Source organism: Streptomyces sp. NBC_00631 (assembly GCF_045206895.1).
Classification (GTDB): domain Bacteria; phylum Actinomycetota; class Actinomycetes; order Streptomycetales; family Streptomycetaceae; genus Streptomyces.
Genome location: NZ_CP107734.1, coordinates 2,803,990 through 2,820,890 on the forward strand (window position 1 = coordinate 2,803,990; position 16,901 = coordinate 2,820,890).

The following is a 16,901-nucleotide window of genomic DNA, read 5'->3' on the forward strand; positions in this document are numbered from 1 at the left end:
CGGGGCGCCTTCAGCGGGCGCTCTCAAGAACTCCTGCGACGAACCAGAAGAAACGCTCCTCCCCCGGCGACGACGAGCGCGAGCGCACCCCCCGCCACATACGGCGTCACCGAACTGCCGCCCGTCTCCGCCAGCTTCGTCTCCTTCGCCGGGGCGCCCTGGACCTTCACGTCGGACACCGGGTGCACCGGGTCGGCCGGCGGGGTCTCGCAGGTCGTCTTCGCCAGGGTCAGGGATCCTTCCACGGTGGCCACGTTCAGCTTCAGCGGGTTGACGGCGACCTTGAGTTCGAGGGCGACGGCCGCCGCCGACGTCGATGTCGTCTCGCGCCGGGACAGGTCGAGGCGGACCTCGCCGACGCCGGGGACCTTGACGTCGGTGGGGCCGCCCGCGCTCAGCGTGACGCGTCTGCCGAGCACGGTGACGGCGCCGAGCACGTTGGCGGCGGCCTCCGGCGCCCTGCCGGTCTCGCACGTGGCCTTGGACGTGACCGTGTCGAGTTCGACGAGGGACAGCAGCGGCAGGCCCGGCAGGTGCAGCCGGGCGTGGGCGAGGTGGACGGAGGCCTCGGCGCGGTCGGCGGTGACCGTCGCCTTCGCCGCCGCGGCGTCCGCACCGAGGACGTTGAACGGCTTGCCGCCGTCCACGCCGTCGAGGGTGGCGGTCAGCGCGGTCCGGTCGGCGCTCTGCGGTGCCTGGACCTGGTTCAGGGAGACCGCGAGCGGGACGTGCACGGTCTTGTGGAGGAGGGAGACGTCCAGGCTGGTGCGCAGGGCGGCCGCGCTCGCGCGGCCGTGGCCGGCGGTCGCGTGTGCGGTGCCCGCGCCGGCCAGGACCGCGGGACCGGCGGCCAGGGCCGTGGCCGTCGCGAAGGCCGCGAGACGGCGTGCGGGCAGACGGAATGTGTCGCTGTTCAAGGTGGTGGGACCCCCAGAGGAATCTTGCTCGGGACCCGCCAAGAATTACGCACTGTGGGTGAACGGGCGGCAATCCTGCGTCACTTCACTCAATAGTGGACTTTCCGTGCAGGCATTCGACTCGGCAGGCACAGGCGTTCCCTTACTCGACGACCTGCCCGTTCAGCACCACCCGGCGGGGGGACGCGAGGACGCGTACGTCGGCGCGCGGGTCGCTCTCGTACACCACCAGGTCCGCCGGTGCGCCCTCCTCCAGACCGGGCCTGCCGAGCCAGGCACGGGCCGCCCAGCTGGTCGCCGCGAGCGCGTCCAGGGGCGGGATCCCGGCGGTGACCAGTTCGGCGACCTCGTCCGCGACCAGGCCGTGGGCGAGCGAGCCGCCGGCGTCGGTGCCGACGTAGACCGGGATGCCGGCGTCGTAGGCGCCCCGGACGGTGTCGTAACGGCGCTCGTGGAGCCGCCGCATATGGGCCGACCAGCGGGGGAACCTGGTGTCGCCGCCCGCCGCGAGCTGCGGGAAGGTGGCGATGTTGACGAGGGTGGGGACGATCGCGACGCCACGGGAGGCGAAGAGCGGGATCAGGTCCTCCGTCAGGCCCGTGGCGTGCTCGACGCAGTCGATACCCGCCTCGACCAGGTCCTGGAGCGAGCTCTCGGCGAAGCAGTGGGCGGTGACCCGGGCACCGAGCCGGTGCGCCTCGGCGATGGCCGCCTCCACCGCGTCGCGGGGCCAGCTGGGGGCCAGGTCGCCGAGGTCGCGGTCGATCCAGTCGCCGACCAGCTTGACCCAGCCGTCGCCGCGCCGGGCCTCCTGGGCGACATACGCGACCAGGTCCGCCGGCTCGATCTCGTGGGCGAAGTTCCTTATGTAGCGGCGGGTCCGCGCGATGTGCCGGCCGGCCCGGATGATCTTCGGGAGGTCGTCGCGGTCGTCGACCCAGCGGGTGTCGGAGGGCGAACCGGCGTCCCGGATGAGCAGGGTGCCGGCCTCGCGGTCGGTGCGGGCCTGCTTCTCGGCCGTCGCCGCGTCCACCGGGCCGTGCGGGCCGAGGCCGACGTGGCAGTGGGCGTCGACGAGACCGGGGAGCGCCCAGCCCTCGACGGTCCTGATGTCACGGGCGCCGGCGGGACGGTCGTAGGAGACCCGGCCGTCCACCACCCACAGTTCGTCGCGGACCTCCTCGGGTCCCACGAGGACCCTGCCCTTCACGTGCAGCACCGCCTGATCGCTCATGGGCCTCAGCCTAGGACGACCGGCAGCCCCTCATCGATACGGCTCAGCAGCCTGGCACTGACAGCGGGGCCTCGCCCGCCTAGTCCGAGGTCTCCTCCTCCACCTGGGCCATGGCCGGGTCCAGGAGCCGGGAGAGGAAGTGGCGGGTGCGCTCGTGGGTGGGGTTGCCGATGACCTGGTCCGGCGGGCCGTCCTCGACCACGACTCCCCCGTCCATGAAGACCACCCGGTCGGCGACCTCCCGCGCGAAGGTCATCTCGTGGGTGACCACCATCATGGTCATGCCCTCCTGCGCCAGCATCCGCATCACCGCCAGGACGTCCCCGACCAGCTCCGGGTCGAGGGCCGACGTCGGCTCGTCGAAGAGCATCACCTCGGGGCCCATGGACAGCGAGCGGGCGATCGCCACCCGCTGCTGCTGGCCGCCGGAGAGGGAGGCGGGGTAGGCGTCCGCCTTTTCGGTGAGCCCCACGCGCGCGAGGTTCTCGGCGGCGACCCGTGCCGCCGTCGCCTTGTCCCTGCGCAGCACCCGGCGCTGCGGCAGCGTGAGGTTCTCGACCACCGTGAGGTGCGGGAACAGGTTGAACTGCTGGAAGACCATGCCGATCCGGCGGCGCACGGAATCGATGTCGACGTCCGGGTCCGTCAACTCGGTGCCGCCGACGAACACCTGCCCCCGGGTGGGCTCTTCGAGGAGGTTGACGCAGCGCAGCAGGGTGGACTTGCCGGAGCCGGACGGGCCGATGACGCAGACGACCTCGCCCTGGCCGATCTCCAGGTCGATGCCGCGCAGCACCTCGTTGTCGCCGAAGGACTTGTGCAGGCCCTTGACCTCGATCTCGGGTCGGCTCATTTCACGGCCTCCTGGGCCTTCGCCTCCATACGGCGCACGACGAAGCCGAGCGGGATCGTGACCAGCAGGTAGCACAGGCCGGCGACGAGGATCGGCGTGGAGTTGGCGGTCGTACTGGCCAGGTCACGGCCGTACTTGGACAGTTCGCGCTCCTCCAGGGTGACGCCGAGGAAGAGGACCAGGGACGAGTCCTTGAAGAGCAGGACCAGTTCGTTGGTGAGCGGCGGGAGGATGATGCGGAACGCCTGCGGGATGACGATCGAGACCATGGCGCGGGCGGGTGAGAAGCCCAGCGAACGGGCCGCTTCCAGCTGGCCCCTGGGGACCGCCTGGATGCCCGCGCGGATCGTCTCGGCCATGTAGGCGGCGGCGACCAGGCCGAGGGCGAGGGCGACCTTGCCGTAGGTGCCGCCGATGATCTCGGTGCCGGGGAAGGCGAGCGGGACGGCGACCCCGATGAAGATGAAGATCAGCAGGGCGGGCAGGCCGCGGAAGATCTCGATGTAGATGCCGGCCAGCCAGCGGTAGGGACCGACCGACGACAGCCGCATCAGTGCGATCACCATGCCGAGGGCCAGCCCAACGACGAAGCCGGACAGCGTGTAGAGCACGGTGTTCTTCAGCGCCAGCGTGATGACGTCCGGGAACATCTGCTTGGCGATGTCCCACTGGGCGAACTGGTTCTGCAGCCGTCCCCAGTCGGCGCCGGCCGCGAAGGCGATCACGGCGGCGACGAAGACGACGTACTGGGCGCCGCGCGACAGCCGGCGCTTCTGCCGCCGGGTCAGGCCCTTTTTGCGAGGCTGGAGTCCGGTGTCCGTGTCTGCGGTCATGAGGCGGCGGGGGACGCGGCCGAGGCCTCGTAGGGGCCGATCCACTTCTCGTACAGCTTCTTGTACGTGCCGTCGGCCTTGGCGTCGGCGATCGCCTTGTTGACGGCGGCGAGCAGCTTGGTGTTGCCCTTCTTCACCGTGAAGCCGTACTGCTCACCGGTGTTGATGTTGTCGGCGACCTGGAAGGCGTTCGCGTTGGCCTTGTCCTTCAGCCAGCCCTGGACCACCGGGTAGTCGATGACGACGGCCTTGACCTGGCCGGTGCGCAGGCCGTTGAGGACGGCGTCGGAGGACTCGAAGGAGACCGGGTCGAAGCCCTGCTTCGTGACGTAGTCCTCGCCGGTGGTCTGCGCCTGGGCGCCCAGCTCGACCTTCTTGGCCTTGGCGTCGGCGAGCGAGGTGATACCGCTGTCCTTGCCGACGAGCAGGGCCTGGGTCGCGTCGAAGTACGGGTCGGAGAAGTCGACGTTCTTCTTGCGCTCGGCGGTGATGGTCATGCCGGCCGCGGCCAGGTCGCACTCGCCGGAGTTGAGGAAGGCGCCGGTCTTGAAGTTCTCGAACGGCGTGTCGAGGATCTGCTGCTTCACGCCGAGGTTCTTGGCGACCAGGTCGATCATCGACACGTCGAAGCCCTGCACCTTGCCGTCGATCTCCGACTGGAACGGCGGGTAGGGCAGGTGGGTGCAGGTGGTGAGCTGTCCGGCCTTGACGAGTTCGACCCCGCCGGCGGCGGTCCTGGAGGCGCCGGAGCCGTTGCCGCTCGACGTGCAGCCGGCCACGAGGGCCAGCCCGGCCGCGGCGGTGACGGCGGCCAGGGCGCGAGCCCGGCGGCGCCCGAGGAGCGTGGTCACGAGACCTCCCGTGGGTCTGTGGGGGCTCCCCGCGATGCTGTGGAGGAGCTTTGGATTCCGTTTCTGCGGGTTCCGATTATAAGGAGATGTTTGGGTCTCTCAAACCAAACCGATGGCGCAGAAGCCGTCCGGCCTGAGAAGTCGCCGGTCGGAGGGGGTGAGTGAGGCCGGTTACGCTCGTCTTGATCCACCCTTTCGCGAGCAAGGAGAGCGCCGCCGTGACCCACCCCCTCCTCGACCTGCCCCCGCTGACCGCCGCCCGCTTCGCCGCGATCGAGGACCGGGTCGCCCGGCTCCTCGACACCCGCCAGGACGTCGTGATCACGCAGGGCGAGGCGCTGCTGCCGCTGGAGGGCGCGATCAGGGCGACGGCCGGGCCGGGGACGACCGCGCTGAACGTGATCACCGGTCCGTACGGGCAGACGTTCGGGGACTGGCTGCGGGACTGCGGCGCGACCGTGATCGACCTCGCGGTGCCGTTCCACACGGCGGTGACGGCCGAGCAGGTCCGGGAGGCGTTCGCCGAGCACCCGGAGATCGACTTCGTCTCCCTGGTGCACGCGGAGGCGGCGACCGGCAACACCAACCCGGTCGCGGAGATCGGCGAAGTGGTGCGGGCGCACGGCGCCCTCTTCTACCTGGACGCGGTCGCCTCGGTGGGGGCCGAGCCGGTGCTGCCGGACGCGTGGGGCGTGGACCTGTGCGTGATCGGGGCCCAGAAGGCGATGGGCGGTCCGGCGGGCGTCTCGGCGGTGTCGGTGAGCGCGCGGGCGTGGGCCCGGATGGCGGCGAACCCGAACGCCCCGCGCCGCTCCTACCTGTCCCTGCTGGACTGGAAGGAGCGCTGGGTCGACGGCGGCCGCAAGGTCCTGCTGCACGCGCCGGCGCAGCTGGAGATGCTGGCGCTGGAGGCGTGCATGGAGCGGATCGAGGCGGCCGGCCTGGAGACCGTGATGGCCCGGCACCGCACGGCCGCGCTGGCCACCCGGGCCGGTGCGGCAGCCCTGGGCGGCGGCCTGGAGCCGTACGTGCACGCGGAGTCGGACGCGGCGCCGGTCGCCACGACGCTGCGGGCGCCGGCGGGCGTGGCGGCGTCGGAACTGGTCGCCGAGGCCCTGGCCGGTGACGGCACCCTTCCGCTGGCCGCGGGCGGGGGCGCCCTGGCCCAGGAGATGATCCGGGTCAACCACTACGGGGTGGACGCCACGGTCGACGCCGTCCGGTCGAGCCTGGCGGCGCTCGGCGCGGGGCTGGCGAAGCGGGGGCTGCCGGTGGACCCCGAGGGGGCCCGGCGCGCGGTGGATTCCGCCTGGCGGTAGCGGGCCGACATCCATCGGGAGCGTATATACGGCGTTACCGGCGCCTGAATTCAAGGCAATTCCGAATTCCTTTTCGACGGATGGCTTACCCGAGTTCTTCTGCCCGCTTTTTGCGGAGCCAAACCAGGGGAATTTCATCCGGGTTTCAACCCTGTGACACACTCCACATAAGCGGGTCATTTGCCCGGTTTGTGGCAGGAAATATCGGCACATAACGGCACGGCAGATCGAGCCATCGGCTGCACCTGCCGTGCGTTTTTGCATTTGCCTCGCTAAATTCAAGCCGCATGACTGCCCCACAAGCAGACCTGATCGTCGACCGCCCACTGGTGACCGACGGTGCCGCTCTCTGGCGTATCGCCAAGGATTCCGGATCCCTCGATCTGAACTCCTCGTACAGCTATCTGCTGTGGTGCCGGGATTTCGCCGGCACCTCGGCGGTGGCGCGTGGCGCGGACGGTGAGCCCGTCGGATTCGTGACCGGATACACCCGACCGGACCGGCCGGACACGCTGCTCGTCTGGCAGGTGGCCGTGGACGCCGCGCAGCGCGGGCGCGGCATCGCGGCGCGGCTGCTGGACGGGCTCACGGCCCAGGTGGCGGCCGACCGGCCGCTCACCGCCGTCGAGACCACCATCACCCCTGGCAACACCGCCTCCGAGCGCCTGTTCACCTCGTACGCCGCCCGGCACGGCGCCGCCGTCGAGCGCTCGGTGCTGTTCGAGGCCGGTGAGTTCCCCGACGGTCCGCACGACCCCGAAGTCCTGTACCGCATCGGCCCCTTGACCCCCACATCGCACTGAGGAGCCCCGCCGTGACCATCACCCAGCCCGATCTCAGCGTCTTCGAGACCCTGGAGTCCGAGGTCCGCAGCTACTGCCGCAGCTGGCCCACCGTGTTCGACCGGGCCCGGGGCAGCCGCATGTACGACGAGGACGGACACGAGTACCTCGACTTCTTCGCCGGCGCCGGATCACTCAACTACGGCCACAACAACCCCGTGCTGAAACGGGCGTTGCTCGACTACCTGGAGCGAGACGGGGTCACCCACGGCCTCGACATGTCGACCACGGCGAAGCGGTCCTTCCTGCGGACCTTCCAGGAACTGGTGCTGCGGCCCCGCGACCTGCCCTACAAGGTCATGTTCCCGGGGCCGACGGGGACGAACGCCGTGGAGTCGGCGCTCAAACTCGCCCGGAAGGTGAAGGGACGCGAGGCGATCGTGTCGTTCACCAACGCCTTCCACGGGATGTCCCTCGGGTCCCTCGCGGTCACCGGCAACGCCTTCAAGCGGGCCGGGGCCGGGATCCCGCTGGTGCACGGGACGCCGATGCCGTTCGACAACTACTTCGACGGGACCGTGCCGGACTTCCTGTGGTTCGAGCGGCTGTTGGAGGACCAGGGGTCGGGGCTCAACAAGCCGGCCGCGGTGATCGTGGAGACCGTGCAGGGCGAGGGCGGCATCAACGTGGCCCGGCCCGAGTGGCTGCGTGCGCTCAAGGCGCTCTGCGAACGGCAGGACATGCTGCTGATCGTCGACGACATCCAGATGGGCTGCGGCCGCACCGGAGCCTTCTTCTCCTTCGAGGAAGCCGGCATCGTCCCCGACATCGTCACCGTCTCGAAGTCGATCAGCGGGTACGGGCTGCCCATGTCGCTGTGCCTGTTCAAGCCCGAGCTGGACGTGTGGGAGCCGGGCGAGCACAACGGCACGTTCCGCGGCAACAACCCCGCCTTCGTCACCGCGACCGCCGCCCTGGAGTCCTACTGGGCCGACGGCCCGGCGATGGAGAAGCAGACCCGGACCAAGGGCGAGCAGGTCGAGCAGGGGCTCATCGCGATCGTCGAGGAGAACCTCGCCGACGTGCGGGAGTACCGGGGCCGGGGCCTGGTGTGGGGCCTGGAGTTCCACGACAAGGACCGGGCCGGGCGGATCGCCCAACGCGCCTTCGAACTCGGGCTCCTCATCGAGACGTCGGGGCCGGAGAGCGAGGTCGTCAAGCTGCTGCCCGCCCTGACCATCACGCCGGAGGAACTGGACGAGGGGCTCAGCATCCTCGCCCGGGCCGTCCGCGAGGCCGTCTGACACGTCTGAATCGAAACAAGGAGGCTGTACACCACCGTGATCGTCCGTTCGTTCAAGGAGATCGAAGGCACCGACCGGCATGTGAAGTCCGCGTCCGGGACCTGGGAGAGCAAACGCATCGTCCTCGCGAAGGAGCGGGTCGGCTTCTCGCTGCACGAGACGATCCTGTACGCGGGCACCGAGACGTCGATGTGGTACGCCAACCACATCGAGGCCGTCGTCTGCGTCGAGGGCGAGGCCGAGCTGACCGACCACGAGACCGGGACGTCGTACACGATCACGCCCGGCACCATGTACCTCCTCGACGGGCACGAGCGGCACTCGCTGCGCGTCAAGGAGGACTTCCGCTGCGTCTGCGTGTTCAACCCGCCGGTCACCGGCAGGGAGGACCACGACGAGAACGGCGTCTATCCCCTGCTGACGGAGGAGGGCTGACCATGACCACCATCACCGACCTGTACCCGAGCCGCGGCCCCGTCGAGGTGGCCGTCCCCCGCAAGGACCCGGTCGTCTGGTCGGCGCCCGGCGCTCCCGGCCCGATCCCCACGGACCGGCTGGAGGCGTTCGAGCGCGACGGCTTCCTCGCCATCGACCAGCTCCTCGCCGACGACGAGGTCGCCGTGTACCGGCGGGAGCTGGAACGGCTGATCACCGACCCGGCGATCCGGGCCGACGAACGCTCCGTCGTGGAGCCGAAGTCCAAGGAGATCCGGTCCGTCTTCGAGGTGCACCGGATCAGCGAGGTGTTCGCGAACCTGGTGCGCGACGAGCGGGTGGTCGGCCGGGCCCGGCAGATCCTCGGCTCGGACGTGTACGTCCACCAGTCCCGGATCAACGTCAAGCCGGGGTTCGGCGCCAGCGGCTTCTACTGGCACTCGGACTTCGAGACCTGGCATGCCGAGGACGGCCTGCCGAACATGCGCACGGTGTCCGTCTCGATCGCCCTGACCGAGAACCACGACACCAACGGCGGCCTGATGATCATGCCGGGCTCGCACCGGACGTTCCTGGGCTGTGCCGGCGCCACGCCCGAGGACAACTACAAGAAGTCGCTGCAGATGCAGGACGCGGGCACGCCCTCGGACGAGGCGCTGACGGAGATGGCCTCGCAGTACGGCATCAAGCTGTTCACCGGCCGGGCCGGTTCGGCGACCTGGTTCGACTGCAACTGCATGCACGGCTCCGGCGACAACATCACGCCGTTCCCGCGCAGCAACGTCTTCATCGTGTTCAACAGCGTGGAGAACGCGGCGGTGGAGCCGTTCGCGGCCCCGGTGCGCCGTCCCGAGTTCATAGGCGCTCGGGACTTCACACCGATCCGCTGAGCGGGTCGTTCACCCCGGGGGCCGCCACATCGGACGTGGCGGCCCCCGGGGCGTGTCACCGTGCCCCGGGGTCAGCCCGCGAGGGCGTCGAGCAGGTGGTCCACGTCGGTGGGGGTGTTGAAGAGGTGGAAGGACGCGCGCAGGTTGCCGGCACGGTTGGAGACCTCGATGCCGGCCCGGCTCAGTTCGGGCTGACGGCCGCCGAGCCCGGGGACCGAGACGATCGCCGAGCCGGGGGCGGGCAGTGACTCGTGTCCGAGGGCCGCGAGGCCGGCGCGGAACCGGTCGGCGAGGCCCACGTCGTGGGCGTGCACGGCGGCCACGCCGAGCTCCTCGATCAGGTCCAGCGAGGGACGCAGCCCCGCGAACGTGAACAGCGCGTGGGTGAGGTCGAACCGTCGGGCGGAGTGGGCGAGTTCGGCGACCGGGCCGTAACAGCTGTCCCACGGCTCCTCGCCCGCGACCCAGCCCGCGAGCAGCGGGGTCAGCCCACCGAAGTCCTCGGGGACCACCAGGAAGGCCGCGCCGTGCGGGCCGAGCAGCCACTTGAAGGAGACGGACGCGGTGAAGTCGTACGCGTCGGCGTCCATCGGCAGCCAGCCGGCGGCCTGGGAGAAGTCGACGTAGGTGCGGGCACCATGGGCGCGGGCGGCCTCGCGCAGCGCGGGCAGGTCGGCGATCCGGCCGTCCGCCGACTGGGCCGCGCTGACCGCGACGAGGGCGGTGCCCGGACGGACGGACTCGGCGAGGCGCTCCAGCGGCACCACGCGGACCTTGAGGTCGCCACGGACGTGGAACGGGTTCAGTACGGAGGTGAAGTCGTCCTCCGCCGTGAGCACTTCGGCGCCGGCCGGCAGCGAGGCGGCGATCACGCCGGAGTGCGCGGCGACCGAGGCGCCGGCCGCGACCCGGGCCGCAGGGACGCCCGCGAGCCGGGCATAGGCGGCCCGGCACGCCTCCACGTCCTCGTACAGCGAGGTCAGGGGTCGGCCCTCGGCCCGCAGCAGCGCCGCCCGGTGCAGGGCGGCGACGGTACGGGCGGGCAGCAGACCGTTGCTGGCGGTGTTGAGGTAGGTGCTCTTCGGGGCGAACTCGGCGCGGACGAGGCTCTCGAACGTCTCCGTGGTCTCCATGCGTCCACTCTGCGGCCCGGGGAACCTCCCGTCCATTGCGGATTTCTCCGTGGATCCACTAAGCAACGCTTATACGACGGCCCTGACCTGGACCTTCTCAGTGCTGCGGCACCGCGCACCCGTCCGGCCCGCAGGCCTGTGCGCCACCTTCGTCGATCAGCTTCAGCGGGGACCGCGCGCCCCAGGCCTGGCCGAGCGCCTGCGTGAACACCTCGGCGGGCTGGGCGCCCGAGACGCCGTACTTCCGGTCGAGGACGAAGAACGGCACCCCGTTCGCGCCGAGCTCGGCGGCCTCGCGCTCGTCGGCGCGGACCTCGTCGGCGTAACGGGACGGGTCGGCGAGCACCTCGCGCACGGCCGCCGCGTCCAGCCCGGCCTCCACGGCCAGCTCGACGACCCGGTCGGCGCCCTCGGTGAACAGGGACCGCTCCTCGGCGAAGTTCGCCCGGTACAGGATCTGGATCAGCTCGCCCTGACGGCCCTGCTCCTTGGCGAAGTGCAGCAGGCGGTGCAGGTCGAAGGTGTTGCCGTGGTCCCGGCCCCGGGTGCGGTACGCCAGCCCCTCGGCCGCGGCCTGGGCACCCAGGTTGTCCTCGCCGGCCTGGGCCTGCGCCTCGCTCATGCCGTACTTCTTGCCGAGCATGGCGAGCACGGGCTGGACGTCGTCCTTGGCACGGCCGGGGTCCAGCTCGAAGGAGCGGTGGACCACCTCGACGTCGTCGCGGTGCGGAAAGGCGGCGAGCGCCTTCTCAAAACGCGCTTTTCCGACATAGCACCAGGGGCAAGCGATATCGGACCAGATCTCCACGCGCATGTTGTCGGCTCTCTCCAGGTAGTCGGACGTCCAGAACTACCTGAACCTTCAAACAGCCCGTTTCATTCCCCGGCCACCGCGTACCGCAGATACAGATGGTGATCGCCCTCGGCCGGCGGGTTCTCCGGATCCGGCACCCAGCCCTGGCGGGCGTAGAAGGCCTGGGCCCGCCGGTTGTCGACGTGCACGTCCAGTACGGCGGTCCGCCTGCCGTCGGCCCGCCACTGCTCCAGACACGCGGCGTGCAGGGCGGTGCCGGCACCGGCACGCCAGTGAACGGGGTCGACATGGAACTGGAACAGCTTGATCGTTTCGGCGGTGCCGCCCTCCGGGACGCGGAAGGAGGCGATCCCGATGATCACGCCCGCCTCGACCAGGCACAGCACCTGCCCGTCCGGCCGTTCGACGGCGGCACGCCAGGCGGCCGTCCAGTCGACGCCGTCGTCCGGGAGACCGTCCGGGTAGTACGTCGACCGGGCCCGGTGGTGCAGCGCGGCGATCGTCTCCGCCTCGGCGGACAGGGCCGTGCGGATCACCCGGGGCCTCTTCACACGGTCACTGATCACGCAACGGAAGACGTGCGCGCGTCGGCGCCGGTTCCGAGCCCTCAGCTTCCGTCGCGCAGGTCGGCCGGCCAGTCGGGCCTGAACTCGATGTGGTCGTACGTCACCACGCACCCCTCCCCCATCGGCGACTGGGTCATGAAGCCGACCAGGGCGTTCTCGGTCTCCTTCTCGCCGCCCAGGGTGAACAGCCGCACGAAGACCCACTTCTTGCCGTCCCTGGAGGCGTGGAAGGCGAGCGCCCGCCCGGTCCGGCTGATCCGCAGCCAGACCGAACTTCCCTCCACGGTGAAGGAGTTGGCGTCGTCCGAGTGCCCCCGGGTGACCACGGTGCAGACGGTGGGCACGTCCGGGGAGTTCTCCAGGCAGAGCTTGGCCCAGGCCCGGTCGCCGACGTGGACGTACAGCACACCGGCGTCGAAGGCGGCACCGAAGCCGACGGTGACCCGGGCGATCAGCTGGAAGTCCCCTTCGGGCGCCCCGAGCAGCCGGGGCGCGTCCGAGGCGGGATCCAGCGCCTCCCCGGTGGGCGACACGAACCGATCCTGCCGGGCCCCGGCCCAACCGGTGAGCACCCCGTCTTCATAGAACCAGTGCCCGTCGGGCCCATAGGTACGGAGAGAGAAAGGAAGTTCGGGAAGTTCCACGTCCATGGTCAGATTGTGTCAGCAGAACTGTTCGGCATGCGCAGGGGCAGGCGCCCCGGAAGGGGCGCTGGGGGTACCCCCGGCCGAAGGCCGGGGGAGGAACTGCGCGGGCAACCACCGACAACCCGCAGTCGCCGACGAACCCCACACCCCCACGGCGCTACCGCTCCAGAACCCCGTTGAACCGCCGGGGAAGCCCCAGCGGGTTCCCGTCCTTCAACTCCGCCGGCAGCAGAGCCTCCGGCGCCCCCTGATAGGCCACCGGCCGCAGCCACCGCTCAATGGCCGTACCGCCCACGGACGTCGACGTCGACGTGGTCGCCGGGTAGGGCCCGCCATGATGCTGGGCCGGGGCCACCGCGACCCCCGTCGGCCAGCCGTTCACCAGTACCCGGCCCGCCAGCGGCGTCAGCTCCGCGAGGATCTCCGCCCCCGCCCCCTGACCCGCGGCCTCCTCGGCGGAGACGTGCACCGTCGCCGTGAGGTTGCCCGGCAGCCGCGACAGCACCGCCGTCGCCTCACCCCGGTCCTCGTAGCGGACCACCACGGTCACCGGCCCGAAGCACTCCTCCAGGAGCAGGTCGTAACCGCCCTCCTCGGCCAGCTTGCCCGCCGGCACCGTCAGGAACCCGGCGCTCACGGTGTGCTCGCCGCCCGCCCCCGGCGTCACCGGGCTCTCCACCTCGGGGAGTTCGGCGCGCTCGGCGACCCCGGCGATGAAGTTGTCCCGCATCCGGTGGTCGAGCAGCACGCCCGGGTCGGTGTCGCTGACCGCGTCCGTCAGGGACTTGAGCAGGCCGTCACCGGCAGCGCCGGCCGGCACCAGCACCAGGCCCGGCTTCACACAGAACTGGCCGACGCCCAGTGTCATCGACCCGGCGAGCCCGGTGCCGATCTCCTCGGCCCGCTCGGCGGCCGCGGCCTCCGTGACGAGGACCGGGTTCAGGGAGCCCAGCTCACCGTGGAACGGGATCGGCACCGGTCGCGCGGCGGCCGCGTCGAAGAGCGCGCGCCCGCCCCGGACGGAACCGGTGAAGCCCGCGGCGGCGATCAGCGGATGCCTGATCAGCTCGATGCCCGCCTCGAAGCCGTGCACGAGACCGACCACGGCCTCGGGGATGCCGTGCCCGGCGGCGGCCCGGCGCAGCACCCACGCCACCAGCTCGGACAGCGCCGGGTGGTCGGGGTGGGCCTTGACGACGACCGGGTTGCCGGCGGCCAGCGCGCTCGCGGTGTCGCCGCCGGCGACGGAGAAGGCGAAGGGGAAGTTGGAGGCCGAGTAGACGGCCACGACACCCAGCGGAACCTTGTAGCGGCGCAGGTCCGGGATGGGCGGGGTGGCGGTGGCGTCGGGGTGGTTGATGATGACGTCGAGGAAGGCGCCCTCGTCGACGATGTCGGCGAAGGCCCGCAGCTGGTAGGCGGTGCGGGCGATTTCCCCGGTCAGCCGGACGGGGCCGAGGGCGGTCTCGGCGTCGGCGACCTCGACCAGCTGGTCCTTGGCCGCGTCGAGTCCGGCGGCGGCGGAGCGCAGGAAGGCGGCGCGTACCGTGCGGTCGGCGAGGGAGCCGCGGGCGGCGTGCGCGGCCTTGACGACGGCGTCGACCTCCTCGGCTGTGGCCTCCACCGCAACCTGCTCACGCTGCTTCCCGGTGCGCGGGTCGACACTCCAGACTGGTGCTGCTGCCACCGCGGGTCCCTCCATGAGTTGCGTACTGCCGCATTGTCCGGGTCATGTCCGGGTCATTCACCAGGCGCGTTCGATATACTGAACGCTGTCTCCGATGATGAATATGCTGTTGGAGACTATAACCTCGGTTTCTCGTCCAACGAAGGGGTAAAGGGCGATGTCGGCAGGCGAGACAGGCGGCGGGGCACAGGTCAAGTCCGCGGTACGGACCGTGGAGTTGCTGGAGTACTTCGCCGGCCGGCCCGGAATGCACTCCCTCGCGGCCGTCCAGGAGGCCGTCGGGTATCCCAAGTCCAGCCTCTACATGCTGCTGCGCACCCTGGTGGAGCTGGGCTGGGTGGAGACGGACGCGACCGGCACCCGGTACGGCATCGGGGTACGGGCCCTGCTGGTCGGCACGTCGTACATCGACGGCGACGAGGTGGTCGCGGCGGCCCGCCCGACCCTGGACCGGCTCTCCGACGACACCACGGAGACCATCCACCTCGCGCGTCTCGACGGCACGAACGTGGTCTATCTGGCCACCCGCCAGTCCCAGCACTACCTGCGCCCCTTCACCCGGGTCGGCCGCCGCCTGCCCGCGCACTCCACCTCGCTCGGCAAGGCGCTGCTCGCCACCCACACCGACGAGCAGGTCCGCAAGCTGCTGCCGGAGACCCTGCCGGCCCTGACCGAGCACACCATCACCGACCGGGAGAAGCTCATCGAGGAGCTCCGCCAGATCCGCGAGCAGGGCTTCGCCATCGACCGCGAGGAGAACACGCTCGGGCTGCGCTGCTTCGGTGTCGCGATCCCCTACCGCACTCCGGCCCGCGACGCGATCAGCTGCTCGGTCCCGGTGGCCCGCCTCACCCCCGCCCACGAACAGATGATCAAGGACGCCCTGTTCGACGCGCGGGACCGCCTGACGCTGGCGACGCGGAGGCTCTGAGGCCGGCAGAGCGGGCCGAGCGGCGTTCGGCACCGCCGGAGACCGCCGTGGTGGCTGAGCGCCGTTGCGGCGGAGGAGGTTTTTCCGGCGATGCCGGATGAGCGACCGGATGAGCGATCGATGAGAAACCGGCCGTACGGGAACGCACACCCCTCATTCGCTCGTCTGTCTGAGCGGGATGAACAAGACGATCAGGCGGGCGTCCGTCTTCGCGCTGCTGCTCGTGCTCACTCTGCTGGTCAGGGCGACATGGGTGCAGTTCTACGACGGCCAGGCCCTCGCGGACGACACGGACAACCGGCGCAACGTCATCGAGACGTACTCGCAGCCGCTCGGGAACATCATCGTGGCCGGTGAGTCGATCACCGGCTCGGCGCAGACCCTGAGCAACAGCGACCTCAAGTACAAGCGCACGTACACGAACGGCAAGCTGTACGCGGCGGTGACGGGCTACGCCTCGCAGAGCTATGCCCCGACCCAGCTGGAGGGCATCTACCAGGACCTGCTCAACGGCACCGACAGCCGGCTCAAGACGGTGATGGACACGGTCACCGGCGAGCGCGCCGAGCCGGGCAACGTGATCACGACGATCGACCCGGACGTCCAGAAGGCGGCGTACGACGCGCTCGGCGACAAGAAGGGCGCGGCGGTCGCGATCGACCCGAAGACCGGCAAGATCCTGGCGGTCGTGTCGACCCCCTCGTACGACCCCTCCTCGCTCACCGACGCCAACACCGCCGGCGCGGCCTGGAAGAAGCTGAACGCCGACAGCGACAAGCCGCTCACCAACCGGGCGCTGCGCCAGCCGCTGCCGCCGGGCTCGACGTTCAAGCTGGTGGTCGCGGCGGCCGCCCTGGAGGACGGCCTCTACGCGAACGTCGACGACAGGACCGACAGCCCCAACCCGTACACCCTGCCGGGCACGACGACCCCGCTGCGGAACGAGAGCAGCTCGGCCCCCTGCGAGAACGCCTCGATCCGCACCGCCCTGCGCTACTCCTGCAACAACGTCTTCGGCAAGATGGCCGTGGACCTCGGCCAGGACAAGGTCCGGGCGATGGCCGAGAAGTTCGGCTTCAACGACGACAAGCTGGACATCCCGGTGCGCGCCTACGCCAGCGTGTACCCGTCGAACATGGACACGGCCCAGACCGGCCTCTCCGGCATCGGCCAGTTCGACGTCACGGCGACCCCGCTCCAGATGGCCATGGTGTCGGCCGCGATAGCCGACGGCGGCAAGCTGGTCTCCCCGCACATGGTCTCGCAGATCACCGACAGCGGTGGCGATGTGCTGAAGGACTACGACGACGAGGCGAGCAGCAAGGAGATCGTCAGCTCCTCGACCGCCGAGCAGCTCCAGTCCGCGATGCAGACGGTGGTCGAGCAGGGCACGGGAACGAACGCGAAGATCGACGGCGTGACGGTGGGCGGCAAGACGGGCACGGCCCAGCACGGCGAGAACAACAGCCAGACGCCGTACGCCTGGTTCACGTCGTACGGCAAGTCGGACAGCACGGGGAAAGAGGTCGCCGTCGCGGTACTGGTCGAGCAGTCGGACGCGGCGAGGTCGGAAGTGAGCGGCAACGGGCTGGCGGCGCCGGTGGCGAAGGCGATGATGGAGGCGGCGTTGAAGAACTAGGGGGTTCCCTGCGCGATCGGCTGCGGTTTCGTCGTGGCTGGTCGCGCAGTTCCCCGCGCCCTACGG

At 70.5% G+C, this 16,901-nt stretch carries 17 protein-coding genes; 7 read left to right on the forward strand and 10 right to left on the reverse strand.

Translation table 11 applies throughout. From position 1 onward, the window contains the following. Positions 1-23 precede the first annotated feature (23 nt). The 5 genes from OHB00_RS12855 to OHB00_RS12875 all read right to left on the reverse strand — a co-directional run bounded on the left by OHB00_RS12855 (position 24) and on the right by OHB00_RS12875 (position 4,688). Positions 24-917, reverse strand: a complete 894-nt coding sequence (locus tag OHB00_RS12855; protein ID WP_406434355.1) for an SCO1860 family LAETG-anchored protein — start codon at positions 915-917, stop codon at positions 24-26. Between the two features lie 142 nt (positions 918-1,059). After that, entirely contained in the window at positions 1,060-2,151 is a 1,092-nt protein-coding gene (locus OHB00_RS12860) for an amidohydrolase family protein (RefSeq protein WP_406434357.1), read from the reverse strand. Positions 2,152-2,230: 79 nt separating this feature from the next. Continuing rightward, complete coding sequence (locus OHB00_RS12865; RefSeq protein WP_406434359.1) at positions 2,231-3,004, reverse strand: amino acid ABC transporter ATP-binding protein; 774 nt, start codon at positions 3,002-3,004, stop codon at positions 2,231-2,233. Then, the gene (locus OHB00_RS12870) at positions 3,001-3,837 is read right to left on the reverse strand and encodes an amino acid ABC transporter permease (protein WP_406434361.1); all 837 of its coding nucleotides are present in this window, start codon (positions 3,835-3,837) and stop codon (positions 3,001-3,003) included. Before OHB00_RS12870 ends, OHB00_RS12865 begins: the two co-directional genes overlap by 4 nt. Beyond that, a complete protein-coding gene (locus tag OHB00_RS12875) occupies positions 3,834-4,688 on the reverse strand; it encodes a transporter substrate-binding domain-containing protein (protein WP_406434363.1) in 855 nt (284 codons plus the stop codon). Before OHB00_RS12875 ends, OHB00_RS12870 begins: the two co-directional genes overlap by 4 nt. Before the next feature lie 218 nt (positions 4,689-4,906). Here OHB00_RS12875 and OHB00_RS12880 point away from each other — a divergent pair, with 218 nt between their 5' ends. The 5 genes from OHB00_RS12880 (at position 4,907) to thpD (ending at position 9,418) form a co-directional block, all read left to right on the forward strand. Then, positions 4,907-6,007, forward strand: coding sequence for a pyridoxal-phosphate-dependent aminotransferase family protein (locus OHB00_RS12880; protein ID WP_406434365.1), 1,101 nt, complete (start codon positions 4,907-4,909; stop codon positions 6,005-6,007). Between the two features lie 287 nt (positions 6,008-6,294). Then, positions 6,295-6,810, forward strand: coding sequence for a diaminobutyrate acetyltransferase (gene ectA / locus OHB00_RS12885; protein WP_406434367.1), 516 nt, complete (start codon positions 6,295-6,297; stop codon positions 6,808-6,810). Positions 6,811-6,821: 11 nt separating this feature from the next. Then, positions 6,822-8,093, forward strand: coding sequence for a diaminobutyrate--2-oxoglutarate transaminase (gene ectB, locus OHB00_RS12890; RefSeq protein ID WP_406434369.1), 1,272 nt, complete (start codon positions 6,822-6,824; stop codon positions 8,091-8,093). A gap of 36 nt (positions 8,094-8,129) precedes the next feature. Then, the gene (locus tag OHB00_RS12895; protein ID WP_293997165.1) at positions 8,130-8,528 is read left to right on the forward strand and encodes an ectoine synthase; all 399 of its coding nucleotides are present in this window, start codon (positions 8,130-8,132) and stop codon (positions 8,526-8,528) included. Between the two features lie 2 nt (positions 8,529-8,530). Further along, positions 8,531-9,418, forward strand: a complete 888-nt coding sequence (thpD, locus tag OHB00_RS12900; RefSeq protein ID WP_406434371.1) for an ectoine hydroxylase — start codon at positions 8,531-8,533, stop codon at positions 9,416-9,418. Positions 9,419-9,489: 71 nt separating this feature from the next. On the opposite strand, the gene OHB00_RS12905 is transcribed toward thpD, so the two are convergent. From OHB00_RS12905 to OHB00_RS12925, 5 genes are all read right to left on the reverse strand, one after another. Then, a complete protein-coding gene (locus OHB00_RS12905) occupies positions 9,490-10,551 on the reverse strand; it encodes an aminotransferase class V-fold PLP-dependent enzyme (protein WP_406434373.1) in 1,062 nt (353 codons plus the stop codon). A gap of 97 nt (positions 10,552-10,648) precedes the next feature. Continuing rightward, positions 10,649-11,365: a DsbA family oxidoreductase gene (locus tag OHB00_RS12910; RefSeq protein ID WP_406434375.1), complete on the reverse strand. Its 717-nt coding sequence runs from the start codon at positions 11,363-11,365 to the stop codon at positions 10,649-10,651. Between the two features lie 62 nt (positions 11,366-11,427). Next, positions 11,428-11,901, reverse strand: coding sequence for a GNAT family N-acetyltransferase (locus OHB00_RS12915; RefSeq protein ID WP_406434377.1), 474 nt, complete (start codon positions 11,899-11,901; stop codon positions 11,428-11,430). A 71-nt stretch (positions 11,902-11,972) separates the two neighbouring features. Then, positions 11,973-12,581, reverse strand: coding sequence for a DUF1349 domain-containing protein (locus OHB00_RS12920; protein WP_406434379.1), 609 nt, complete (start codon positions 12,579-12,581; stop codon positions 11,973-11,975). 154 nt (positions 12,582-12,735) lie between these two features. Beyond that, positions 12,736-14,265, reverse strand: coding sequence for an aldehyde dehydrogenase (NADP(+)) (locus OHB00_RS12925; RefSeq protein ID WP_406434381.1), 1,530 nt, complete (start codon positions 14,263-14,265; stop codon positions 12,736-12,738). 157 nt (positions 14,266-14,422) lie between these two features. Here OHB00_RS12925 and OHB00_RS12930 point away from each other — a divergent pair, with 157 nt between their 5' ends. Further along, positions 14,423-15,196, forward strand: coding sequence for an IclR family transcriptional regulator (locus OHB00_RS12930; RefSeq protein WP_234539677.1), 774 nt, complete (start codon positions 14,423-14,425; stop codon positions 15,194-15,196). Between the two features lie 178 nt (positions 15,197-15,374). After that, entirely contained in the window at positions 15,375-16,835 is a 1,461-nt protein-coding gene (locus tag OHB00_RS12935; RefSeq protein ID WP_406434384.1) for a peptidoglycan D,D-transpeptidase FtsI family protein, read from the forward strand. Positions 16,836-16,901 lie beyond the last annotated feature (66 nt).

Coding starts and splice junctions, on each gene's coding strand:
- OHB00_RS12865 (WP_406434359.1), bottom strand. CDS start 3,004: ATGAGCCGACCCGAGATCGAGGTCAAGGGCCTGCACAAGTCCTTCGGC.
- OHB00_RS12935 (WP_406434384.1), top strand. CDS start 15,375: ATGAACAAGACGATCAGGCGGGCGTCCGTCTTCGCGCTGCTGCTCGTG.
- thpD (WP_406434371.1), top strand. CDS start 8,531: ATGACCACCATCACCGACCTGTACCCGAGCCGCGGCCCCGTCGAGGTG.
- OHB00_RS12920 (WP_406434379.1), bottom strand. CDS start 12,581: ATGGACGTGGAACTTCCCGAACTTCCTTTCTCTCTCCGTACCTATGGG.
- OHB00_RS12870 (WP_406434361.1), bottom strand. CDS start 3,837: ATGACCGCAGACACGGACACCGGACTCCAGCCTCGCAAAAAGGGCCTG.
- OHB00_RS12860 (WP_406434357.1), bottom strand. CDS start 2,151: ATGAGCGATCAGGCGGTGCTGCACGTGAAGGGCAGGGTCCTCGTGGGA.
- OHB00_RS12930 (WP_234539677.1), top strand. CDS start 14,423: ATGTCGGCAGGCGAGACAGGCGGCGGGGCACAGGTCAAGTCCGCGGTA.
- OHB00_RS12910 (WP_406434375.1), bottom strand. CDS start 11,365: ATGCGCGTGGAGATCTGGTCCGATATCGCTTGCCCCTGGTGCTATGTC.
- ectA (WP_406434367.1), top strand. CDS start 6,295: ATGACTGCCCCACAAGCAGACCTGATCGTCGACCGCCCACTGGTGACC.
- OHB00_RS12905 (WP_406434373.1), bottom strand. CDS start 10,551: ATGGAGACCACGGAGACGTTCGAGAGCCTCGTCCGCGCCGAGTTCGCC.